At 62.4% G+C, this 23,614-nt stretch carries 20 protein-coding genes and 1 pseudogene; 11 read left to right on the forward strand and 10 right to left on the reverse strand.

Annotated features, from left to right (window positions below):
- Nucleotides 1-45: 45 nt before the first annotated feature.
- The 8 genes and pseudogenes from U0025_RS24180 to U0025_RS24215 all read right to left on the reverse strand — a co-directional run bounded on the left by U0025_RS24180 (nt 46) and on the right by U0025_RS24215 (nt 7,632).
- The gene (locus U0025_RS24180) at nt 46-1,158 is read right to left on the reverse strand and encodes a dihydrolipoyl dehydrogenase family protein (protein ID WP_004212978.1); all 1,113 of its coding nucleotides are present in this window, start codon (nt 1,156-1,158) and stop codon (nt 46-48) included.
- A gap of 29 nt (nt 1,159-1,187) precedes the next feature.
- A pseudogene (locus U0025_RS24185) lies at nt 1,188-1,649 on the reverse strand (MBL fold metallo-hydrolase); the annotation flags it as partial.
- A 9-nt stretch (nt 1,650-1,658) separates the two neighbouring features.
- The gene (cueR, locus tag U0025_RS24190; protein WP_004212980.1) at nt 1,659-2,105 is read right to left on the reverse strand and encodes a Cu(I)-responsive transcriptional regulator; all 447 of its coding nucleotides are present in this window, start codon (nt 2,103-2,105) and stop codon (nt 1,659-1,661) included.
- A gap of 401 nt (nt 2,106-2,506) precedes the next feature.
- On the reverse strand, nt 2,507-3,148 hold the full coding sequence (locus U0025_RS24195) for a peroxiredoxin (RefSeq protein WP_004212981.1): 642 nt from the start codon (nt 3,146-3,148) through the stop codon (nt 2,507-2,509).
- A gap of 60 nt (nt 3,149-3,208) precedes the next feature.
- Entirely contained in the window at nt 3,209-4,279 is a 1,071-nt protein-coding gene (locus tag U0025_RS24200) for a cysteine synthase A (protein ID WP_004212982.1), read from the reverse strand.
- 52 nt (nt 4,280-4,331) lie between these two features.
- Nucleotides 4,332-5,609 (reverse strand): family 1 glycosylhydrolase, encoded by a 1,278-nt coding sequence (locus U0025_RS24205; protein WP_004212983.1) that lies wholly within the window; start codon nt 5,607-5,609, stop codon nt 4,332-4,334.
- A gap of 117 nt (nt 5,610-5,726) precedes the next feature.
- Complete coding sequence (locus U0025_RS24210; protein ID WP_004212984.1) at nt 5,727-6,173, reverse strand: DUF411 domain-containing protein; 447 nt, start codon at nt 6,171-6,173, stop codon at nt 5,727-5,729.
- A gap of 22 nt (nt 6,174-6,195) precedes the next feature.
- A complete protein-coding gene (locus U0025_RS24215; protein WP_037491563.1) occupies nt 6,196-7,632 on the reverse strand; it encodes a multicopper oxidase family protein in 1,437 nt (478 codons plus the stop codon).
- 290 nt (nt 7,633-7,922) lie between these two features.
- Here U0025_RS24215 and U0025_RS24220 point away from each other — a divergent pair, with 290 nt between their 5' ends.
- Complete coding sequence (locus U0025_RS24220) at nt 7,923-8,207, forward strand: hypothetical protein (RefSeq protein WP_004212986.1); 285 nt, start codon at nt 7,923-7,925, stop codon at nt 8,205-8,207.
- A 64-nt stretch (nt 8,208-8,271) separates the two neighbouring features.
- Here the strand turns inward: U0025_RS24220 and U0025_RS24225 are convergent, their stop codons facing one another.
- Entirely contained in the window at nt 8,272-9,198 is a 927-nt protein-coding gene (locus tag U0025_RS24225) for a cation diffusion facilitator family transporter (protein ID WP_004212987.1), read from the reverse strand.
- A 49-nt stretch (nt 9,199-9,247) separates the two neighbouring features.
- Nucleotides 9,248-10,075, reverse strand: a complete 828-nt coding sequence (locus tag U0025_RS24230) for an SCO family protein (RefSeq protein ID WP_004212988.1) — start codon at nt 10,073-10,075, stop codon at nt 9,248-9,250.
- 308 nt (nt 10,076-10,383) lie between these two features.
- Between U0025_RS24230 and U0025_RS24235 the strand changes: the two genes are divergently transcribed.
- The 10 genes from U0025_RS24235 to U0025_RS24275 all read left to right on the forward strand — a co-directional run bounded on the left by U0025_RS24235 (nt 10,384) and on the right by U0025_RS24275 (nt 23,099).
- Nucleotides 10,384-10,653, forward strand: coding sequence for a hypothetical protein (locus tag U0025_RS24235; protein ID WP_004212990.1), 270 nt, complete (start codon nt 10,384-10,386; stop codon nt 10,651-10,653).
- 166 nt (nt 10,654-10,819) lie between these two features.
- Nucleotides 10,820-11,329, forward strand: coding sequence for an SRPBCC domain-containing protein (locus tag U0025_RS26150; RefSeq protein ID WP_051156941.1), 510 nt, complete (start codon nt 10,820-10,822; stop codon nt 11,327-11,329).
- A gap of 268 nt (nt 11,330-11,597) precedes the next feature.
- Entirely contained in the window at nt 11,598-11,906 is a 309-nt protein-coding gene (locus U0025_RS24240; protein ID WP_125458963.1) for a hypothetical protein, read from the forward strand.
- 145 nt (nt 11,907-12,051) lie between these two features.
- Nucleotides 12,052-12,405, forward strand: coding sequence for a copper-binding protein (locus U0025_RS24245; RefSeq protein WP_157225237.1), 354 nt, complete (start codon nt 12,052-12,054; stop codon nt 12,403-12,405).
- Between the two features lie 58 nt (nt 12,406-12,463).
- Entirely contained in the window at nt 12,464-13,834 is a 1,371-nt protein-coding gene (locus U0025_RS24250) for a TolC family protein (RefSeq protein WP_004212993.1), read from the forward strand.
- Nucleotides 13,831-15,387 carry an efflux RND transporter periplasmic adaptor subunit gene (locus tag U0025_RS24255; RefSeq protein ID WP_004212995.1) on the forward strand — a complete coding sequence of 519 codons (1,557 nt, stop codon included), beginning with the start codon at nt 13,831-13,833 and terminating at the stop codon, nt 15,385-15,387. The genes U0025_RS24250 and U0025_RS24255 overlap by 4 nt, the downstream gene beginning before the upstream one ends.
- Nucleotides 15,384-18,566 carry an efflux RND transporter permease subunit gene (locus U0025_RS24260; RefSeq protein WP_004212996.1) on the forward strand — a complete coding sequence of 1,061 codons (3,183 nt, stop codon included), beginning with the start codon at nt 15,384-15,386 and terminating at the stop codon, nt 18,564-18,566. The genes U0025_RS24255 and U0025_RS24260 overlap by 4 nt, the downstream gene beginning before the upstream one ends.
- Nucleotides 18,567-18,787: 221 nt before the next feature.
- On the forward strand, nt 18,788-21,409 hold the full coding sequence (locus U0025_RS24265) for an NAD-dependent epimerase/dehydratase family protein (protein WP_004212999.1): 2,622 nt from the start codon (nt 18,788-18,790) through the stop codon (nt 21,407-21,409).
- A gap of 94 nt (nt 21,410-21,503) precedes the next feature.
- Nucleotides 21,504-22,847 (forward strand): ATP-grasp domain-containing protein, encoded by a 1,344-nt coding sequence (locus U0025_RS24270; protein WP_185706805.1) that lies wholly within the window; start codon nt 21,504-21,506, stop codon nt 22,845-22,847.
- A 39-nt stretch (nt 22,848-22,886) separates the two neighbouring features.
- On the forward strand, nt 22,887-23,099 hold the full coding sequence (locus U0025_RS24275; RefSeq protein ID WP_004213002.1) for a hypothetical protein: 213 nt from the start codon (nt 22,887-22,889) through the stop codon (nt 23,097-23,099).
- Nucleotides 23,100-23,614: the final 515 nt, after the last annotated feature.

Here is a 23,614-nt window from a genome sequence, read left to right on the forward strand (position 1 = left end):
GAGCTACCACCTGTAGCAACTCCAGGTTCAAGCTGTTTTTTTGGTTCACCCGGCGCAGCAGGAGAGCTTGCTGACATCCTTGTCGAAAGTCTGCGCAGCGAGCTTCAGCCCCTCCACCGTCGTAAGGTAGGGAAAGATCGATTCCGCCAGATCGTCGATCGTGAGGCCGCACCGGATGGCGATGGCCGCAGTCTGGATGCTGTCGGCGCCCTCAGGCGCGAGGATGTGTGCTCCGAGAAGCTCTCTGGTTCGGCCATCGGCAACCAGCTTGATCAGCCCCCGCGTATCCCTTGCCGCAAGAGCGCGTGGAACGTGGTCGAGCGTGACGATGGACGTCCTGACCTGGAACCCGGCGGCGCGGGCCTGAGCTTCGGTGAGCCCGACGCTGCCAACCTGAGGGTCTGAAAAAACGACAGCAGGCATTGCGCGGTTGCTATAAACCAGACTGTCACCGTTAAGGGCGTTCTTCGCCGCGAGCTTTGCTCCGTAGGCAGCCATGTAGACGAACTGGTCGCGTCCAGTGACATCGCCGGCAGCGTAGAAGCCAGCGCGTGTGGTCCGGAGCCGATCGTCGACCTTGATGCCGCCGTTCGGGGTTGTCTCAATACCGAGCTCTGCGAGCCCGAGCCCCTCGACATTGGGTGCCCGGCCAGTCGTGACCAGCACCTGCTCCGCCGCCAAGGTCACGCTGCGACCAGCATGCTCCACGTCGAGCTCGATGCGGCCGTGCACGTGGCGAATAGCCTGGTATGAGACGCCGCTGGCGATCTGGACCCCCTCGGCCTCTAAGTAGCCCTCCAACGCCGCCCCGATCTCCGGCTCTGCCTCGGGCAGAAGGCGTGATCGGAATATCAGCGTCACCTTCACGCCAGCACGCGCCAGGGTTTGCGCGAGCTCGACCCCGACATAGCCGCCTCCAAGCACGAGCAAGGACTTGGGAAGCTCCTCAAGCTCAAGGGCCGTGGTGCTCGTAAGGTACGGCACCTGCGCCACGCCTGGAATAGCTGGGACAGCAGGCCGCGTGCCGGTGGCGATGATCACCTTCCCGGCCGAGATGAGCCGGCCATCCAGATGATGGCGATGGGGGCAAGCCAGGCAGAGATCCAGCAAACCCTTAGTGCCTATCTCGCGGCCTTCGGTTTCATGATGCTCCTGCATGGCCCGCTCTCGGATGCGTTCGGCCGCCGAAGGATGTCCGCGCTGCCATTCTGGAAGTCCGTGCGACCGCACCCGTCGATGAGCAGGGCGTCGCCCGTAAAGACCCGTGCCTGACCGCCCTGCTCGAGCAGGTAGCTATGATGTGTGTCGGTGTGCCCTGGTGTGAAGAGCGGCCGTAGCGATAGGCTCCCCACAGCGACCGGCTCTCCTTCTTTGATGCCGATATCCGCACAGGCGAGGCCCTCCATGGCGGGATAGGCGACTTTGCAGCCGGTAAGTGAGCGCAAGCGAGCGGCGGAGCTGACGTGGTCAGCATGGATGTGGGTCTCGATCGTCATTGCCAAGCGGAGGTCCAGCTCTTGGACGACCGTCAGGTCGCGCTCCGCCGCCTCCAGCACTGGATCGATAAGGACGCATTCTCCGGTTTCCTCGCACCCGATGAGGTACGTATAGGTGGAGGACTCGGGTTCATAGAGCTGGCGGAAGAGCATGGCTGGCGCTCACCCGACCCTTGCTACGCCGAAGCGATTTTCGGGCGGCGAGGCGCATTCCCCGTGGCGGCCCTCAGCGAGATCCTTGAGGATTGGGCAATCGGGCCGATCGTCGTCGGTGCAGTTCTCAGCGAGGTGCTTCAGCGTGGCGATCATCGCCTCCATCTCCGCTACTTTGGCGCAGAGCTGCTCGACATGCTCCATGGCGAGTACCTTGACGTCGTGGCTTGCCCGCTCTCGGTTGTTCCAGAGGGTCAGGAGATCTTCGATTTGTGCCACGGAGAAGCCGAGGTCGCGTGCGCGACGGATGAACTGGAGCGTGTGAACGTCGCTCTTGGTGTAGACGCGGTAGCCCGCTGCGGATCGATCGGCGGATTTGATGAGGCCGGTCCGCTCATAGTAGCGGATCATCTTCGTTGAGACGCCCGAAGCGGCTGAGGCCTGGCCGATGTTCACGAGGATCTCCTGAGATTGGTTGTAACGACATCCCACGGCAAAACCGGGAGGATGGCTTTACTCCTTCCCACCGTGGCAAGGTCAAGCCGAGATCGGGGTGTTTGGCTGACGAGCGAATCGACGGCTCGGCTTGAATGGTTCCGGGTCAGAAGGAAGGGGGCGCGGGGAACGGTTGCAAGCCTGCGCGAGCTCACGACCAGAGACGCGCCCGACGGGTGTGGGCATTTAGGAAACACCCGCCGGGCGGCACGACCAGGACGCCTTGCGGCGCCTGTCCGTGAGCAGTCACTGGGCGGCTCAGCTCGCTCGGCTATATTATCGCAGGCCGTGCGGTACGCTCGACTTCCCCCGCCACTTCGCCTGCTTTTCATTCCTTCAATCCGTCTCCCCTTGAGCGGATATCATCCCGCCTTCTGCGGCTCGGGCACGACGCGCAGATATGGTTTCAGCGTCTTCCAGCCTCCGGGGAACTTCTCCCGCGCCTGCTCATCGCTGAGCGAGGGGACAATGATGACGTCCTCGCCGCTCTTCCAGTCGGCCGGCGTCGCGACGCTGTGATTGGCGGTGAGCTGCAGCGAGTCGATGACGCGGAGGATCTCTTCGAAGTTGCGGCCGGTGCTCGCCGGGTAGGTGAGGGTGAGCTTCAGCTTCTTGTCAGGGCCGATGACATAGACCGACCGGACCGTCAGCGTGTCGTTGGCGTTCGGGTGGATCATTCCATAAAGGCCGGCGATCTTACGCTCAGGATCAGCGATAAGCGGGAAGTTGAGCGCAGTCCCTTGCGTCTCCTCGATGTCACCCGCCCAGGCCCGGTGATCATCGACGGGATCAACGGAGAGCCCGATCACCTTCGTGCCTCGGCGATCGAATTCGGGCTTGAGCTTGGCCACCGCGCCAAGCTCAGTGGTGCAGACCGGAGTGAAGTCCTTCGGGTGAGAGAAGAGGACCGCCCAGGAGCCTTCGATCCAATCATGAAAGCGGATCCGGCCCTCTGTGGTGTCAGCTTCGAAGTCGGGGGCGATGTCGCCGAGCTGGATGGTCATGTTGTGTCTCCTTGGTTGTTGAGAGGGAGGGGGAAGGGGATCAATCTGGAGGGACGATGCTCAAAGCGCTGGCGGCGCCGCTTGCGGTGCCCAGCACCGGCTCAGGGCTTGGTGGACGAGCGGATTGGAACCCTCGATCCACTGGGGCACGGGCAGGCCCTTCGAACGCAGGAAGTCTGGATTGAAGAGCTTGGACTGATACCGAGTGCCGTAGTCGCAGAGGACGGTCACGATCGTGTGGCCGGGTCCGAGCTGCCCCGCGAGCCGCGCCGCGCCGGCGACATTGACGCCAGAAGAGGGGCCGACACAGAGACCCTCGTGCTCCAGGAGGTCGAAGACCATAGGGATGGCTTCGTCGTCCGCTATGTGGAACGAGAAATCGGGCGTGAAGCCGTCAAGGTTAGCAGTCACCCGGCCCTGACCGATTCCTTCTGTGATGGACGATCCTTCGGACCGAAGTTCTCCGCTCGTATAGTAGCTGAAGAGGGCAGCGCCGGGTGGGTCAGCTAGTGCGATGGCGATGTGCGGGTTCCGCTCTTTGAGAGCGATGCTGACGCCGGCAAGAGTGCCGCCCGTGCCGACGGCGCTGACGAAACCGTCTACCTTGCCGCCGGTCTGCTGCCAGATTTCTGGTCCGGTGGTCTCGACGTGAGCTTGCCGATTGGCGACATTGTCGAACTGGTTCGCCCAAACCGCGCCGTTCGGGCTGAGCTCCGCCAGCTCGGCAGCCAAGCGGGCCGACACATGCACGTAGTTGTTCTCGTTGCGGTACGGCACTGCCGGCACCTCAACGAGATGTGCGCCGGAGAGGCGGAGCATGTCCTTTTTCTCCTGGCTCTGCGTTTCGGGGATGACGATAACGGTGCGGTAGCCGAGCGCATTGGCAACGAGGGTTAAGCCGATGCCGGTGTTGCCGGCCGTTCCTTCGACTATAATGCCGCCCGGCCGGAGCTTTCCGCTACGCTCCGCGTCGCGGATGATGAATAAGGCGGCCCTGTCCTTTACGGACTGGCCGGGGTTCATGAACTCGGCTTTGCCCAAGATTTCGCAGCCCGTGAGCTCCGAAACGCGGTCGAGCCTGATCAGAGGCGTGTTGCCGATAGCATCGATGATGCCGTGGTGGATGGTCACTGGTTTCTCCTGCAAAGGGATAGGCGCTACGGCGCTAAGCGGCGAGATCGAGTCAGCCATGGTGCAGACAGATGCTCTCGGCGGGCAGCATGCCTCGCCACTGGGAGACCAGTTTTCGGTAGGCTTCTCCGACTGGGCGGATGCGGCGGTCGAGGTCGAAGAGACCGAGCGGGTTCACGTTGCCGTTCTCTTCGCGAAGAGCGGTGTCCCAGTCGATCTGATCCGTCAGGCTGTACCATGTGAAGCCGATGATCGGCACGCCATCGCGCCGCAGCTGGACCATGTTCGCCCATTCCTTGGCGAGCCAGCCGGGCGCCCGCTCCGCATCGGCGAGGTTCGTCTCGGTGTGCATGACGGGAAGGTGGAAGCGATCAAAATACTGTTTGGTGATGACGTAATAGCCGAAGATCTCGCCTGAGGCCGTGATCGGACCGTCCTCTTGGGCCGGCACCATGTGCTCGTTCGTAAGATAGTAGTCGTTCCCCATGATGCAGTGGGGCTTGATCCGCTGCCCCCAGTGCATGAACCAGTCATATTCCTGCGGGGCGAGACCGCTGTCGGTCAGATAGCGGTACATCCTGGCGCTGACGTCGTGACCGTAGCAGAGGTCCAGCGAGAGGAACCTCTTCTCATTGTAGAAGCTGGCCCGCTCCTCGGCGGCCGGGCACTCTGCGTGGAAGTATTCGGTGGACTCGCTCTGGATGAAGAGCGTTCCAGTCTGCTGCCGCGTCCGCAGGATGGCTCCTTCGGCTAGGAGGTTTGCTTTGACGAGGTTCCTGAGTGCGGTCACGAAAGCGGCGTCGGATGCCAATCGCTCGTTCCACCATCCGATCTGCGCCGAGAAGGTCGCGGCGATAAAGATTTCGTTCACCGGGGTATAGAGCCTGACCCAGGGGAAGCGGGCAGCAAAGGCTGCCGCATACTCGGCGAAGAGTTCAGGCCATTCCTTGTTCTGGAAGTCGCCAATCCAGTCCGGCACACCGAAGTGACAGAGGTCGACGATCGGGGTGATGCCGAGCCGCCTCAACTCGGCGAACGTCTCGTCGGCGAACGACCAGTCATAGCGACCCGGCCCTAGGTGGGTCAGGTGATATGGGGGACCATAGCGCAGATATTCGATGTCGAGCTCTCGGACGAGCCCGAAGTCCTCCCGCCACCGGTCGTAGTGGCCGCTCTTGGCCATCTGGTCGACACGGACTGTGGCGCCGTCGCGCCCCCGGATCGTCGGATAGCTGTTCTCGATGCCCGTAGCGAAGATGAAGGAGCGATCAGCAGGGACCGCGTAGCGCTCCGGCCCCTCCCGAAAGTTCTTGGTGTCGAGCGTCAGCATCGTCTCTCCGTGACGGCATTCTTCTGAGTAGCGGGCCCCGCTTGCCCCGGGGTTGCTGAACGTCGTGGGTGACGGTCCGCAGAGCCCCGGAGCCGAGAGGCCGCGAGTAGGTCCGCCCTATTCAACCGAGTAGACGGCTGACCGGCCCGCCTTGTTGAAGGCGAAGACTTTGAATGGCTTGGTCTTCGGGCCCATCATCCCAGGGGAGCCGGTCGGCATGCCGGGCAGCGAGATGCCAGTGATCTTGGGCCGTTGCGCGAGAAGCTTGTTCAAGCTTTTCACGGGAACATGGCCCTCGACGACGTAGCCGCCTACCAAGGTGGTGTGGCAGCCTTCGAGGGCGGTGGGGATCCCGTGCTTCTTTTTGATGAGCGGCAGGTCGTGGGTGGCTTGGACCTTCACCTCATAGCCGTGGACGCGGAGATATTTGGCGTACGTCTCGCAGCAATCGCATTGCGGGTTCTTGTAGAGGACCGCCACGGGCTTCGCCCCGCCGGCTGCCACGGCTGGGGCGGTTAGCGCCAAGCCCAGCCCGAACATGGCGGATTTGATGATCTTACGCATACGAGTATCTCCTGCAGTGTGTTCAGGCGACGCGCAGGTTCGCCATCATGCCGGCGGCCTGGTGTTCGAGGACGTGGCAGTGGAACATCCAGTCGCCAGGGTTGTCGGCAACGAATGCGATTTCCGCCGTCTCGCGCGGCGGCATGAGCACGGTGTCTTGCCACTCGCGGTGAGCCGTAGGTTTTCCATTCCGCGAGATGACGCGGAAGCTGTGGCCGTGGAGGTGGATCGGGTGCCACCAGGCCGTGTCGTTGTTGAGGTTGAGAACGACGGTTTTCCCCCTGGCGAACGTGAGCATCGGCTCATGAGTATGGCTCGTCGCCGAGACGCCGTTGATGGCCCAGCTCATGCCTCCCATCATGCCCATGCCGCCGCCCATCATGCCGCCGCCCATCATTCCCATTCCGCCGCCCATGCCGCCGCTGAAGGTGATCTCGTGGCGCGTTGCCGCTCTCAGGTGCGGCTCGGCGATGCGATTGGGAGGCAATGCGATGGGCGTCGTGAGTAGGGCCTGCCGCAGCGGATTGGGGCCGTACTCCAAGGTCGTGAGCGTGTACTCGAGACCCTTGTAGAAGGTGTCTTCCACAGCGAACTTCAAGCTTGGGTCGCCGACCATGTCGATGATGAGATCGACCCGCATGGCTGGACCAACGAGAACCGATCCGCTCGGCTCATGAGGGGTGACCGGTTGCCCGTCCAGAGCGACAATCTTGGGGCTGTGGCCCGCAAACTTCAGGCCGAAGATGCGGGCGTTTGCTGCGTTGATCAGCCGCAGCCTGACGCGCTCGCCCGTTCGGACCGCGAGAGGCTGCGGAGCGCGTCCGTTGATGGTGATCGTATTGCCAACGCGGCCGGCGTGCATGCTGTCATGCATGTTGCCGAAGTCATCGCTGATCTGCCCATCCTCGAGAAGGCGCCAATCGCCGAGGAGCCAGGTGATATCCCGGTCCACCTTGATGGGCTCGGCTTCTTCTACGATGAGAGGGCCATAGAGGCCGCGTCCGACTTGCTGTGAGCTGTTATGGTGAGGGTGGTACCAGTAGGTGCCAGCATCGGGCGCAACAAAGTCGTAGAGGAAAGTCTCCCCCGGCTTGATCGGCTTCTGAGTAAGGTGGGGAACTCCGTCCATCGCGTTTGGCAGGCGAATGCCGTGCCAGTGTACGGTCGTTTCCTCCTGGAGCTCGTTTTTGACGCTGACCCTTAGCCGATCGCCCTGGCGAAGCCGGAGCTCTCGCCCGGGTACCTGACCGCCGTAGCCGAATACGGCGGTGCTCACGGTCGAGTCGGACAGCAAGCGAGCGCGACCCGCCTTGGCGGCCAGCTGGATATCGCCCGCCCGAGCGGCGACCCGGGAGCAGCCCGTGACGGCCGCTGCTGCGGTAGCGGTCGCGCCAAGCATGAAGCCTCGGCGGCTGACCTGCCATGTTCTTTCTACGTTGGAGAGGTGCTCAAAATGCATCGTCTGATATAAGCGACGACCGAAAACTACGCGTAGTCCAGCAGCGACCCTGGGGTCGTCGAAGCTGGTCCTGAGGTCGGTCGGCGAATCTCCTTTGTGAATGATTCGCTGAGCTTATCCGGCTTCCAATCGTGGGAAGGTCAAGCTCAAAAGAGGCGCGTCTGAGGTTTCGGCGAAACCGCTGCTGCAGCGCCATGCCGGACTGTGGCCATAGCCGCCCGCGACACCTCTTGACCCTCCAACGGTGGCAAGCCGCATCAAGTCGTCCTCATCAAGAGAGAGGACACCCGATGAAGTACAGACTTGACCAGTCAGGGCATCCGTTTCCTGTCCCGAGGGACGAGCAGGAGATCGGACACGGAGGTGATCTGACCCCACCGAAAGCGCGGCGAGGCCTCGGCGACGTCGCGATGTGGCTGGTAGTTGGAGCCGCCATTGTCATGGTCGTCGGACTGGTGCTCGGCTGGTTCGATCATCATGCGCTCGGCTGGTTCTCGATCGTGTTCCTGGCAGTGTGCTTCGGCGCTTTTGCTCTGATTGCGTTGCTCTCGTTCGGCGGGACGCGCAAAGGATAGCTGCGGCGGGCGTCGCCCTGAGCTCCCGGGCTTTTGGCGACGCCTCGTTCGCACCGGCGTTAAGCTATGTGGTTTGCGAGACGTCGATCTCCTCAGCGCCTTCCTCGACCGAGGCTCGCTGGCTCTCCACCTGCAAGGTGGAGAAGTAGATGTCATGATCTCGCTTCAGCAGCTCCCCGGCTTGGCTCAGAACTCGCTCTCCATCGGAGCTGAAGTCTCGCACAATGATGTGGCCCGACAGCACGTTCTTGCCTGAGGCGAGGCTCCAAGCATGGACGTGGTGGACGTCGCTGACCCCGTCGATGGCTCGCAGCGCTTGGATGCCCGCCTGGAGGTCGAAATCCTCGGGGGTGCTTTGAAGCAGTATCCGGAGCGAGGCGCTCATGATCCGCCACGAAGCCCAGAAAAGAACGAAGCCGAATAGGATTCCGAGCAGTGGGTCGATCTCCAGAAACCCGGTGAAGCGGATCACCAGTGCCGAGACCACCACGATGAGGCTGCCGACGAACGTCTGAAGGATGTGCCAGAAGGCACCCTTCATGTTGAGGTTGCCCTTCTGGCGCCGATATAGAAGCCAGAACGAGATCACCTCCGTCACGATCCCGCCGCTGGCAGCCAGGAGCATGGGGGTCGTCTCGAGCTCGATCGGATCCTGAAGGCGCGTTGCGCCCATCCAGATGACGTAGCCCGCCATGACGAACAGGAAGATTCCGTTGAACAGGGCTCCGAGGATTTCGGCGCGGCCCCATCCGAAGGTGTGCGTCGGTGTTGCGCCTCGCTCACCGAGCCGCTGCGCAACGAGCGCGATCAGGACGCCTCCGACAGCCGAGAACGTGTGAAAAGCATCTGAGGTGACTGCGACAGAGCCGGTCCAGATGCCAATGCCGAGCTCGACGACGAAGTAGATGCCGGTGAGGACACCGGAGATCACCAGGGCTTTGCGGTCACCGTTTACGGCCATGTGCCCTGCGTGGCTTGAATGATCAGCCATTAGAGTCTCCTCGGATCACCTGTGGTGGAAAGCCGGCCGCCGCTGACGCTCATGCCCACCAGGAGGAAAACCAAAGCTTCAGTCTCTCCCAAAGGGTGAGCGCCTCTGTGCCGTGGGGGTGCGGGGTATGCGCTTTGTTGACGAGCGCGTTCGCAAAGATCGTGACGTTGACGGGAGAGAACCGCAGGCTGTGGAAGCGCGCGCGCAGCCTGCCTTCCTGGTCGATCAGGTGTGTCACGGCGCCATGCATCTGCATGCCGTCGGGCATGGTGGTGAACTTGAGGCCGTAGGCGGCGGCTAACTGCCGCGTTGTGCCGATCGGCTGCGAGGGCAGCGTGGTGAGAAAGGTCCAGTTTGCAGGATCCAGTCCGTGCTGACCGCCGAACTCCTTCATCACCTTAGGGGTGTCGTTTCTTGGGTCTGTGCTGATCGTGAGGAAGGCGACCTGGTCCTTCATCGGGGAGATGTTCGTCTGCTTCTGGATCTGTGCGATCTTCTCCGAATGGAGGGGGCAGACGTCTGGGCACTTCGTGTAGATGAAGTTGAGGATGACGACCTTGCCTCGGTAATCGCGGAGGCGGTGCACCCTTCCCGCAGCGTCTCGCAGGGTGAACTCGGGAGCCGGCTGGTTAACCGACTGGAAGTAGCGTTCTCGCTTGAAGAGCTGCTGCTCAACCTCCTGAAGCGAGTGCGATGCGGCGGGCGTCGCGGTGGTCAGCACGCCGATGGCCGCGATCTGCAAGGCTCCGGTAAGGCCAAGGCGTGCGTTTCGTGACGCTGCCGAGTGCCCTGCTGGCGACCCGGGCGGCATTGATGAGAGTTCGGTGTGCACCCGAAACGGGGCTGGGGAGAACGTACGTAATTTCAGCGGCATCATCGAAATTCTCGTCCGCAGGTTTCGTAGGGAGGTCGGGCCCGTACCGCTTGCCACGGTGGGAAGGTCAAGCGGCCGAACAGAACTTCGTCCGAAGCGTCGAGAGATAGCCCCCGTCCAATGCCTGTCCGGATCCGCCGAGCCCCTTTGGCGCCGCTATTCGGATGAGGTGAACGGCAGCGCAAAAGACCGCGAAACGGTGCTTGACCTTGCCACCGTGGCAAACGGTAGCGTGCTCGCATGAAGACCGAAAAACGATGGTTCGGACGAGCGAAGAAGGGTGGTGGCGCTCGCCTCCGGTGGAGAATCCAATGACGAAGAGCTTCGGTTTTTTGCTGGGTGGTCCGGTGGAAGCCGGCGAAGCAGACAAGCGTCTGTCGTATTCCGAGGATGGGGCAGCCCCGCCCCTCAACAGACCGCTGGGCGCTCAGCTGGATGACATCGAATACTTTCAGGCACGGGCCGAGCAAGAGCTCGCGTGGGCTCAGCGCGCCAACCACGCTGCAGTGGTGGCGGCGCATTACGAGCTTGCTGAGCGGTACCTGGAGCGGGTGAGCCGCTGCGACGAGGAGAATCCGTAAAGGCACGGGCCACAGACCTGCGATCCTGAGCTGCCTCCCGCCTGTTTCACGGGAGCAGGGCCGTCCCATGACCTCTCTGGGATGGCCAAGTCCCCGCCGCCGCCCCAAGCGGCGGGGACTTTCGGCCCTTAGGGTAATCAGCAGACATCGCCAATCCGGAGAAGGTATGTTGCACATCAAGACGGAGGTGGACATCGCGGCTTCCCCAAACAGGGTGTGGCACGCTCTTGTCGACTTCACGCGTTATCCTGAGTGGAACCCGTTCATCGCCGTGCGGGGGACACCAGGCGCGGGGCTCGACATCGATTGGTCGTTCGGGAGCTACGGGCGCAAGCGGCTTTGGACTCCGGCTTTGATAACTGCGCACGAGGAGCCCCGCCGGCTGGCATGGGAATTCGGGGTTGGAAGACTCTTCGACTTGGAAGAGGCTTATACAGTTGAGGCGGTGCACGGCGGGACGTTGCTGCGACATTCGTTCACGTGCGGAGGCGTTATCGCAGCCTTGGGAAAGCCGCTCCTAGGGAGGAGGCTCAAAGCGGTGCTTTCCGCAGCCGACAGCGGGCTGCAGCGTCATTTGTCCGTTCCCGCGCGAGTTGGGGCTGCTTCGAAATCTCTGTCCCGCAGGTCATCCACACGGGCTCCATCAACGAATAGGACACGGCGCAGGCGCCGGTGACTGGCGGTAGTGGTGGGCGCTGGCTTCCGACGGCAAGCGAGATTTGTGGTCGCTGCAACGAAATAGCGCTTGACCTTCCAACGGTGGGAAGGATCATATAAGGGGAGAAATCGCGAAAGTGGAAACCTCTTTCGTGGATCTGAGTCTACAAAGGGGGAATGCTTTAGGCAGCAGATGAACTTGTCCTCGCCATGGGTGCTCGCCGACCTCGGCGGTCACACGGGGCGCGGCCTTCCTTGATGCCCAGCATATGTGTATTAGGATCGTGATGAAGCTCATCGTGGCCATTCTTATAGCGCTGTCGCTCATCGGCAGCCCCGGTGCGGCGAGAGCCGCGCCGTCGGTAAGCTGTACAATGGCCGGCGCGGCCGCCGGAATGGCCCCTGACCACGAGAAGATGGGCTGCTGCACGCCTGAGTGTGCAACTCCTGCACCAGCAGCCGTCATGCCGGCAGCAGATCTCGATGAGGACGCGGTAGAACCCGTTGCGCTTCTCAACGCGCAGCCGGAGCCTGGCAGCTTGCCGTCGATCATCCTGTCCACGGACGATCCTCCTCCACGAGCTTTCTTCGCCTGATCAGTGTCTGCGCGGCGATGCTGCGCGGTGACCAGCGCCTCTTTCGCTGTGTCGAAGACCAACGCGTAGAGCGCGTCTCCTGCGGCCGAGCATTATGCTCGGACCTGCCGACGCGAACTGCGTAGGACGCGAAGAAAGTACGAACATGAACATGATTATGAAGGCGGGCGTGCTCGCCACGCTTGTTACGCTTGCTGCCTGCGGCGCCGAGGACGCGAGCAGGAGCGGCACCAGCGAAAATGCTGCGACCGCTGGAGCAGCTCCGGCGGCGAGCGCCAGCGAGTCGCACTCCGGCACCGGCACTGTGAAAAGCATCTCCGGAAGCGACGTGACGATCGCCCATGAGGAGATCAAGTCGATCGGCTGGCCGGCTATGGAGATGACCTTCACGGCCGCCGATCCGGCGCTGGCGAATGGCATCAAGCCCGGTGACCGTGTGTCATTCGCTTTCACCAAGGGTGATGGCGCGACGACGCTGACGTCGATCTCAAAGCAGTGACGGATGAGGTGCGGTCGCGTCCGTGCGACCGCACCCGCCTGATCCTAGGAATTCACATATGTTCAGCACCATCACGGGGCGCGGGGAGCGGGCGCACGATCAGGGCGCGCGCCTGGCTAATTGGCGAGCAAATGTTGCTCGGCATCTCACAGCGGCGAGCGTCGTGCCTCTTACCATTCTGGCGGCGCCCGCGCCTGCCTTAGCGCAGGCACATCATGCCACGGCGACGGAACAGCCCGCGACTTCTCCTGCTGCCGGACCGACGCTTAGTCTCAAGGAGGCTGCGGCACTGGCGAGTGGTGATCAGCCGACCCTGGGCGCGTTTGAGCGCGAAGCGGTAGCCTCGGAACAGGCTGCGATTGCGGCAGGCACATTGCCTGATCCGACGATCACCGCCGGAATCCAGAACTTACCGGTGACCGGGAACATGGCGTTCAACCCCACTCGCGACGACATGACAATGTACACGATCGGTGTGATGCGGGAGCAGGTTCGCCGCTCCAGACGTCAAGCCGAGGCTGCGAGGCTCACCGCAGAGGCAGTTGTCAGTCGGACGCAGGCGAGTGCGCAGGAGCGGCACATTCAGCGGGACGTCATGGTCGCTTGGATCAACGCCGTGGAAGCACGAGCCAAACAGCGATTGTTGGACCGCCTGATCAACGATCTCGACGTCGGTCGCCAGATCATGGAAGCCGGCATTCCAACGGGATCTTCCACGCCCTCTCTTGCGCTCCAGGCGCAGGCGGAAGTCGCGCTTGCCAAGGCGATGCAAGAGGATGCGCGTGGACAGGAGGCGCGAGCCCGGGCTGAGATGGCGCGGTGGATAGGCGCTGCTGCGCAGCGCCCGCTGCCAGACACCGTTCCTGCGCTTGAAGCGCCGAAGGTCAGCCAGGCTGACCTTGCGCAGCATCCGCATGTACTCGTCGCGGAGGCCCAGGAGCGGGCGGCGCAGAGGGCTGTGGACGTCGCCAGAGCGGACCGGAAGCCCAACCTCAGCTGGTCAGTCATGTACGGCTACCGTCCCGATTATGGCGATATGCTGTCGGCCACCGTCAGTATCCCGCTCCAGATCAACAAAAACCGATTGCAGAACCGGCGGATCGCCGAGGCTTCGGCTCGCGCTGATGCTGCTCGGCTCCGAGCGCAGGATGCGCAACGCGAGCTGAGCGGCACCTATGGCGACGCATTGGCCGACTACAAGAGCGCCGAGGCGCAGCTGTCGATCATCACCAGCCAGGCGATTCCGTCTCTTGAGGCTTCATTCGAGGCGGCAGAAGCTCGCTATGGAGCGGGTCAGGCGACTCTCGAGATGCCGCTCTTCATCGTCCGCCGGTACGTCGAAACTCACATTCAAGCGATCGAGCAGCAGGGGCGACGCGCTCGCGCGGCCGCCGAGCTCATTTACCTCACGCAGGATGTCGCGCGATGACCATCAAGGAAAGACTGCTCGTTGTCCGCACGGGGCTGGGGACATCCAGGAATAAGAAAATCCTCGCCGGCAGTGTCGCGCTTGCTCTCGCTGGAGCGGGCGTCGGCTATGCTGTTTTATCAGGAGATGGCGACGCTGGAGCGGGCGCCGCGAAGGGCGAGCTCGTCAACGGCGTCGTGCAGGACGGCTCCGGCAAAACCGTTCTCTACTGGTTCGATCCGATGCTGCCGATGGAGCGCTACAACGCGCCCGGCAAGTCGTCGATGAACATGGACCTTCAGCCGAAATATGCTGAGGAGGGCGGCGGCGCCGGCATTCAGATCTCGCCACAGGTGCAACAGAACCTCGGCGTCCGCACTGCGCGAGTAACCTTCGACAATCTGGCGGCGGCGATTGCGGTGGTCGGGCGCGTTGAGACTGACGAGCGCCGCATTGTCGAGGTCCAGACCCTAACCCCCGGCTTCGTCGAGCAGCTCAGCGTCCGCGCTGTCGGGGAACAGGTCGGCAGAGGGACTCGGGTCGCGAGCGTCTATTCGCCGGAGCTGCTTGGCGCTCAGCATGAGTATGCCGCCCTTTTGAAGATACGCCGTTCGACGATTACGCCGGGCCTGCGCGGTGCAGCGCGCCAGAGGTTGCAGCTGCTTGGCCTGCCGGAGGCGGCCATTCGCAACCTGGATCGGGGCGGGCGCCCTCAGCGCACGTACGGAGTGTTCGCTCCTCGGTCCGGGATCGTGACCGCCATAGGCGCGCGGCCGGGTGCGCGGGTGGAGCCCGGACAGTCGATCATCACCTTGGCGGATCTCTCGCAAGTGTGGGTTGTGGCCGAGGTTCCGGAAGTGTCGCTGGGCCAGATCCGCATCGGACAGCCGGCGGAGATCTCGTTTCCTGCCTATGGCGGCGAGACGGTTCAGGGCCGGATCGACTACATCTTCCCGACGCTCGATCCCGAAGCGCGTACTGCTCGAGTTCGTGTCACGCTGCCCAACCCGGGCGGCCGGCTGAAGATCGGCATGTTCGCCAACCTCACCATCGGTGGTGCGGCAACAGGCGGTCTCGTCGTGCCGTCCGAGGCCGTTATCTCCACCGGAAGGCGCAACGTTGTTATCGTGCAGCGGAATGGCGGCTTCATTCCGGTCGAAGTTGAGCTTGGGCGCACGGTTGGCGACCGAACCGAGATCCGCAGGGGGCTCAACCTCAACGACATTGTCGTTGTTTCTGGTCAGTTCCTGATCGACTCCGAGGCCTCACTCGCCGGCATTGTCGAACGTCTATCGCGAGGCCAATCGCCTGCCGCGCAACAGCAGCGGCAAGACGAGCTTATCCAGGGTCGCGGAGTCGTGAAGACGGTGGACGCGGCAGGTGGCCGTATCACTCTCGCTCACGAGCCGTTGGCGGCGATCAACTGGCCGGCCATGACGATGACCTTCCCCGTGAAGGACCGTTCGCTGCTGCGCGGCCGTAAGGCTGGCGAACGAGTGATGTTCGCCTTTCAGAGGCCACAGCAGGGTCAAACGCCCGTGATCGAGCGCATCGCTCCGGAGGCGGCGCAATGATCGAGCGGATCATTCGATGGTCGGCGGCGAACCGGCTGCTCGTTCTTCTTGCGGCCGCCTTCATCACGGCTGCCGGGTTGTACACGGTGAGCCGGACTCCGCTCGATGCTATCCCCGACCTCTCCGACGTCCAGGTCATCATCCGTACGCCCTATCCAGGGCAGGCGCCCCAGATTGTGGAGGCGCAGGTTACCTACCCGATCGCGACTACGATGCTGTCGGCGCCCAAAGTGAAGGCAGTCCGCGCCTTTTCCATGTTCGGAGACTCGTTTGTCACAATCATCTTCGAGGACGGGACCGACCTCTACTGGGCTCGCTCGAGGGTTCTCGAATATTTGAACCAGGCGGCGGGCCGGCTGCCGCCGGGGGTTACACCGGCACTTGGCCCTGATGCGACGGGCGTCGGCTGGGCTTACCAGTACGCGCTCGTCGACCGCACCGGTGGCAACGATCTTGGTCAGCTTCGTGCGCTGCAGGATTGGTTTCTGCGATACCAACTCAAGGAAGTCCCCGGCGTTGCCGAGGTCGCCAGCGTTGGCGGCATGGTCCGCGCGTTCCAGGTCGAGGTCAATCCCGAGAAGCTTCAGCTATATCGAGTGTCCGTCAGCGACGTGATGGAAGCGCTGCAAACGGCAAATAACGAGACTGGCGGCTCGGTTATTGAGCGTGCGGAAGCCGAGTACATGATCCGTGTCGGTGGCTATCTGCAGAGCCTCGACGATTTCCGAAACATACCTCTGAAGGTGAGCGCCGGCGGCGTTCCGGTCACGATCGGTGACGTTGCGCGCGTCCAGATCGTTCCCGAATTCCGGCGCGGCATCGCCGAACTCAATGGCCAGGGAGAAGTCGCCGGCGGTGTGATCGTCGTTCGTGCAGGAGCCGACACGAGGTCGGTAATCGAGGCGGTCAAGGAGAAGCTCGAGGAACTCAAGATGGCTCTTCCCAAGGGCGTTGAGGTGGTGACGGTCTACGACCGGTCATCGCTCATCGAACGCGCGATCGAGAACCTTTCTCATAAGCTTGTCGAAGAGTTCATCGTCGTTGCGCTCGTGTGCGTGGTGTTCCTCTTACACCTGCGCTCGGCACTGGTGGCAATCCTGACGCTCCCCCTAGGAATCGTCGCCGCGTTCATCGTGATGTACTATCAGGGGGTTAACGCGAACATCCTTTCGCTTGGAGGTATCGCGCTGGCGATCGGCGCCATGGTCGATGCGGCCGTGGTGATGATCGAGAATGCTCACAAGAAGCTCGAGCACGCTGAGCACGAGCATGGGGGCATGACCGAGGAGTTGCGCAAGCGAACGCTGGTGGACGCGGCCGTTGAGGTCGGGCCGGCGTTGTTCTTTTCCCTCTTGATCATCACGCTCTCGTTCCTGCCGGTCTTCTCCCTGGAGGCTCAGGAGGGCAGGCTCTTCACGCCTCTTGCGCTCACCAAGACTTACTCAATGGCGGCGGCCGCTGGGCTCTCCGTCACGCTCATCCCGGTCCTGATGATCATGTTCATCAAAGGCAAGATTCGCCCCGAAGAGAAGAACCCAATCAATCGCTGGCTGATCGCGGCGTACAGGCCCGCCCTTGTCTGGGTCATGAAGTGGCCCAAGCTCGTCCTTGGTCTTGCTATCGGGGCGCTTCTTCTGACGGCGTGGCCGCTTTCTCGCCTCGGCGGGGAGTTCATGCCCGCGCTGGCGGAGGGCGACCTCCTTTACATGCCGACGGCGCTTCCAGGCCTGTCTGCGTCCAAAGCCTCTGAGCTCCTTCAGATCACAAACCGCATGATCAAGACGGTCCCGGAGGTGAAGACGGTGTTCGGCAAGGCGGGCCGCGCCGAGACCGCAACCGACCCTGCGCCGATCGAAATGTTCGAAACGGTTATCCAGCTCAAGCCTCAGAGCGAGTGGCGTGAAGGGATGACGATGGAGAAGTTGATCGCCGAGCTCGATTCACGCGTGAAGGTGCCTGGCCTGGCCAATGTCTTCGTGCCGCCGATCCGGAACAGGATCGACATGCTCGCGACGGGCATCAAGAGCCCCGTTGGCGTGAAGGTGAGCGGAGCTGATCTCGCCACGCTCGATCGGCTCGGAGCTAAAATCGCGCAGGTGGTGAAGACCGTTCCCGGCACAACCTCCGCTATCTCGGATCGGATCCTCGGCGGCCGCTACATCGACATCAAGGTCGATCGCCTGGCCGCTGCTCGATACGGGCTGTCCATTGAGGACGTGCAGAACACGGCTGCCGGTGCGGTTGGCGGCATGTCGGTGGATGAGAAGATCGAGGGGCTTGCTCGCTTCCCGATCAACGTGCGCTTCCCGCGCGAGATGCGCGGCAGCGTCGAGGCTCTGCGCAGTCTGCCGATTGTCGCTCCGACAGGCGGAATCGTGCCGCTGGGTGCCGTGGCAAGCGTGCAGATCGCCGACGGTCCGGTGATGGTAAAGAGCGAGAACGCGCGGCCCTCCGCTTGGGTCTACGTCGACGTTCGCGACCGCGACATTGTCGGGTTTGTGAATGAAGCGCGCCAGAAGGTCGCTCGAGAGGTGTCGATGCCTCCGGGCTATTCGATCACCTGGTCAGGTCAGTTCGAATATGCCGAGCGTGCTTCCAAGAGGTTGGCCGTGATCGTGCCGCTGACCATCGGCGTAATCTTCCTGCTCCTGTACCTCGCCTTCAAGCGAGTGCGTGAGCCGCTCATCGTCCTCCTCGCGCTTCCGTTCGCGCTCATTGGCGGAGTCTGGCTCATCTACCTGATGGGTCACGCGATCTCCGTGGCAACAGCGGTCGGCTTCATCGCTCTTGCCGGGCTTGCTGCGGAGTTTGGGGTTATCATGCTGGTCTACCTCGACAAGGCGATCGAGGAGCGGATTGAGGCCGGCAAGTTCTCGAAAACCGAGGATCTCGAGGACGCGCTGATGGAAGGCGCGGTCTTACGGGTGAGGCCGAAGGCGATGACGGCTGCGGTCATCCTCGCTGGTCTTTTTCCGCTGCTCATCGGCGAGGGCACCGGCTCTGAGATCATGCAGCGTCTGGCGGCTCCGATGGTGGGCGGCATGATCACGGCGCCCCTCCTGTCCCTCTTCGTTCTCCCTGCGATCTACAAGCTCCTCGGCGTGAAGCAGTTCATGCGTGAGGCCGTGGATCAAAAGCAGCCCGACGTCGCGTCGGCTGCCAAGCCGCAGATGACATAACCAGCAAGCGGGAATTTCCAGCCTCGAACGTAGGAGCTGAACATGATGATGGACTGCGGTGGAGCCGCGATGATGATCGGCATGGGAGTTGTCTGGCTCCTCGTCGTAGCCGTCCTGATCCTAGGGCTGGCAGCTCTCGTGAAATACCTTCGGGCGGGCTCCGGCTGATCAATCTCTCGCGGGGGAGGGGGGGAACTTTCAACCAATAAGGGAGCGATGCGATGGCCAAAGAAGATGTGGTGCTGATCACGGGCGCCAGCGGGTTCATCGGAAGTGCGATCATACGAAGGCTGGCCGAGGAATACACGCTGGTCGGCCTTGACCGGGCCGGCCCGCCTGATCCTCCCGCTCCGGCGCACGCGGTGGACTTCGATCTCAGTAGCGATGAAGCGGTAACGGCTGGGCTCGAGACGGTCCGTGAGCGCTTCGGCAACCGCATCGCCTCCGTCATCCATCTGGCCGCATATTATGACATCACGGGGGAGCCGAACCCGCTCTACGACAAGGTTACGGTACAGGGCACGCGCCGACTGATTGAGGGTCTGAAGAGCTTCGAGGTTGAGCAATTCGTGTTCGCCAGCACGATGCTGGTGCACCGGCCCACTCCGAGACCGGACGAGCGGATCAACGAGGATTCGCCGATTGGCCATTCCTGGCCATACCCGGATTCAAAGCTCCGCACAGAGGCGATGCTCCGGGAGATCCACGGCGACATTCCCGTCGTGTTCCTCCGCATCGCTGGCGTCTACGACGACATGGGCCACTCGGCGTTTCTAGCGGAGCAGATCGCGGGGGTCTACGAACACCGGATGAAGGCGCACCTCTATCCGGGGATGCTCTGCGCCGCGCAGTCTTCCATCCACCTCGATGACCTGACCGAGGCATTCTCAAAGCTCGTCGCGCGTCGCGGTGAGCTGCCCCCGGAGCTGCCGTTGCTCGTAGGGGAGCCAGACGCCCTTGGATATGATGAGATCCAGGACATCGTTCACCAGGCCATCCATCAGAAGGACTGGACCACGGTTCGGATCCCAAAACCGGTCGCCAAGCTTGGAGCATGGATGCAGGAGGAGGTGCTCGGCGACGAGAGCTTTGTGAAGCCCTGGATGATCGACGCGGCCGACGCTCACTACATCCTCGACATCTCCCGCGCACAGACTCTGCTGGATTGGAGCCCGCGTCGCTCCCTGCGTGAGACGCTTCCAAAGATCGTCGAGAAGCTCAAGAGCGACCCTGTCGGCTGGTACAAGAGCAATAAGCTCAACCCAGCGGTTGTAGCTTGGGAGGAAAACGCCGCTACGAAAGAGGGGGACAGTGCGAACTCTGACGGTGTGGTCAAGGCGTCAGCTGAGGGTGAGCACCACCACCACCAAGGCAACCAACACCACCAGCACGACAACGACAATGGTGATCCGCTTGCGGGCTGCGATCTCATGGCGCTCATGGACCGGGACGAGCAACGTGCGAACTGGGCGCACTATGCCACGATGGGCCTGGGTCTGTGGCTTGCCACGAGCCCATTCGTTTTTGGGATAGCGGACGCCAACTCGGTGCCCGACGCGGTCCAGGCGGTCACCGCAGGGCGGGGCCTGCCATCGATCGAGTGGCGCAGCACGGCACTCGCGATCAGTGACGTGGTTACGGGCCTGCTGATCGTGCTGTTTGGCGGTCTTTCGCTCTCAAGCAGGACGGCGTGGTTCGGACAGTGGGCGAGCACGTTCGCCGGGCTCTGGCTGTTCTTTGCGCCGCTCATCTTCTGGGCGCCGAGCCCGGCCGTCTACCTCAATGACATGATCGTCGGCACCTTCGTGATCGCCTTCTCAATCCTGGTGCCGATGATGCCGGGCATGAGCATGGACGGCATGATGGACCGAAAGGTCATCCCGCCTGGGTGGACCTATTCCCCGTCCACAGCGGCGCAGAGGCTGCCGATTGCAGTGATGGGCCTGCTGGGCCTCCTCATCTCCAGGCACCTCACGGCTTACCAGTTCGGTCACATCGATTATGCTTGGGAGCCATTCTTCATGGGATCGGCGGCTGATCCCCGGAACGGGACGGAGGAGATCATCACCTCCTACGTGTCTGAGGCTTGGCCGATACCCGACGCTGGGCTTGGCGCTGTGAGCTACCTGCTCGAGATTCTGATGGCCGTAATGGGTACACGGGACCGGTGGCGGACCATGCCCTGGATGGTGAGCTTTCTCGCAATTCTCGTTGTCCCGCTGGGCGTGACGAGTATCTACTTCATCATCATCCAGCCGGTCCTCCTTGGCACCTGGAGCACGTTGGCGCTCCTCGCCGCGCTCGCCATGCTGATCATGATCCCGTTCATGCTCGATGAGGTCGTCGCGATGTTCCAGTTCCTGAGGTGGTCGCGTCGGCGCGGGAAGCCACTCATTCGCACCTTCTTCAAGGGTGACGCGATCGACGGCGGCTCCGAATACCAGGTGGACACGCTGGCACAGCCCAGAATGCTCGTGGCCGATGCAACCAGAGGCGTGACTGTCCCTTGGACGCTGCTCGCCTGCGTCGGCATAGGGGCCTTCCTGATGCTGACGCGGCCGCTGCTTGGCAGCAGTGGCGGGATCGCGAACTATCATCATGTGATCGGGGCGCTCGTGATAACCGTCGCCGTGATCGCAATGGCCGAGGTGGCTCGGCCGCTGCGCTTTCTGATCCTGCCGCTCGCAGCTTGGCTCCTGGCGGCGCCGATGAAGTATGGAACAGCGGGCCTTCTGGAGTCGGGCCTGAGCATCGCGCTGGCGCTCGCTCTTGCTTTCCTGGCTCTTCCGTTCGGCCGACGCAGCAAAGAGCATTACGACAGCTGGGACGCTTACATTCGGTAGAATGTCTCGCCGGGGCGCCTGGCGCCTCGGCTACGCACGAGGCTCGCCATGCGAGCTCCTTCAACCTTGCGACAGGGTAAGTGGTGCTTTCTTGATGGAGACGAATAGCGTCCTTGCGGATGACAGAATCGGTGCTGAGGCGGCAATCAGCTCCTCATCCCGTTCAGGTTTGTTCCTGCTCATCTGTCCAAGCATGCGCGATGACAGGGAATTGGCGCGCTTTGATCAGGGCGAGCTGACGGTTCTCCGCCATGAATATGCGAGCATCGAGCTCGAATACATGGTGGGTGCGGGTGAGGCAGCCGGTCACATCCGAGACCCTCTTGAAGAGGTGGAGGTCATCCTCGCCAGCGTGGACGGGCAGGCGGTGACGGGTGTCATCAGCACCGACGACTATCCAGGAAGCGTCCTTGCCTGCATCGTTGCGGAACGGCTTGGATTGCCGGCTCCGAAACCAGCGGTGAATCTGCTCTGCCAGCACAAGTTTCAGGCGCGCGTCGCTCAGAGAGCCTTTGTACCCGAAGCTGTGCCGGCCTTTGCGCAGGTCGACGTCACGCAGCTACGGGCGCTACCAACTGGGCTGTCAATGCCGGCATTCGTGAAGCCGGTTAAGTCTTTTTTCTCGATTGGCGCTGGTCGAGTGACCAGCCAAGACGATCTTTCCAGCGCGCAGGCGCGATGGGCGGGAATGACTCAGTTCTTCCGGCCGTTCGAGCGGATCCTTGAGGCCTACACGCCATACACCGTCGGCTCTAACCTTCTTTTGGTAGAAGAAGCCCTGTGCGGGGTGCAGGTCACTCTGGAAGGATATGCGCGGGGGGACCACGTCTACATCCTGGGTATCGTGGACTCGATCATGTATCCAGACACGATCGCTTTCGAGCGCTTCGAATACCCCTCATCTCTACCGGAGCCAGTGCAGCAACGGATGGGCGAAATCACCCGGCGGCTGATGCGCGGCATCGGCTATCAGGATGGGATGTTCAACATCGAGTTCATGTATGATCCCGAAACCCAAGCGATCCGGATCATCGAGGTGAATCCGCGAATGGCCTCGCAATTTGCGGACCTTTACGAGAAGGTGGACGGCGCCTCCAGCTACCAGATCGTGCTGGACCTCGCGTCGGGCGTGGAGCCTCGTTGGTCTCGAGGCCAAGGATCATATGCGTTCGCGGCCAGCTGCGTGCTGCGAACATTCGAGGACATGGTGGTCAGATCCCTGCCGGGGGGAAAAACCATCAGGGATGTCGAAGCGCTATTCCCTGGCTGCAGGATAGAGTTGTTCGGCCAAGAAGGGCGCCCGCTCTCTGAGGAGATGCAGGACGGCCACAGCTACAGGTACGCTTGCATCAATCTGGGCGGCTCGGATCGGACTGACGTCCTCGCCAAGCTCGAGCAGTGCAGACAACGCTGGGGGCTCGAGCTGGAGCGGCTCTGATCAAAGGAACGGGCGGAGCGGGGATCCAAGGAGTGAGACGTGAATGATAATGAGCCCGAGCTGGACGATCTGATCCTGGCCGCGTTCAAGCGGGCTTTTGCCGATGGCCGCATGGATGTCGCGGAGCATCTGCTTATCGCGCTGGAGACGGTCAGTGGCCGCCCGGCTGGCGATGAGGAAGCTGAGATCGGGCTTCGGGTCGGCGCAGCTTATGGTATGATCACGAAGCTGGGCGAGCGGCCAGAGAGATGAGTTCGAGAACCGCGCTGGAGCGCTGGTTGCCTCTTTTTGCGGTCACTGCCCGTAAGGGGTCAACGATGCTAGTTGAGAAAAACGTCGCGCTTCCTGGGGTGCCAAGAGAGGCGATGCCCCCGGGTGGCGCCAAAACTACGTTGATGAGCATGTTGAGCAGCGTTGGCGCGGTGCTGGCGGCGTGCTCGTGCTGCATTCTCCCGATGGCACTAGCCGGTCTCGGCCTCAGCACCGGTTTCGGAAGCGTCCTGACAGCTATAGGACCGCTCCGCTGGCCCATGGCTGGCCTATCCGTGCTCATGCTGATTATCAGCTGGCTCGTGGTCATCCGTCAGCGCCAAAAGGCCTGCGGGTGCGGAGCCCCGCACGTTGGTCTTTGGCTGCGCACTCCAAGGGTTTTGATGCTGATGATGGCAACCGTGCTCACGCTCATTGCGGTTTCTTGGGGTGCCTTTGAGCCGGCGCTGATGAGGGCGATGCTCTAGCCGCACGATTGTACCAAGCCGAGTCGCACC

The organism is Sphingobium yanoikuyae, from assembly GCF_034424525.1.
Taxonomy (GTDB): domain Bacteria; phylum Pseudomonadota; class Alphaproteobacteria; order Sphingomonadales; family Sphingomonadaceae; genus Sphingobium; species Sphingobium yanoikuyae.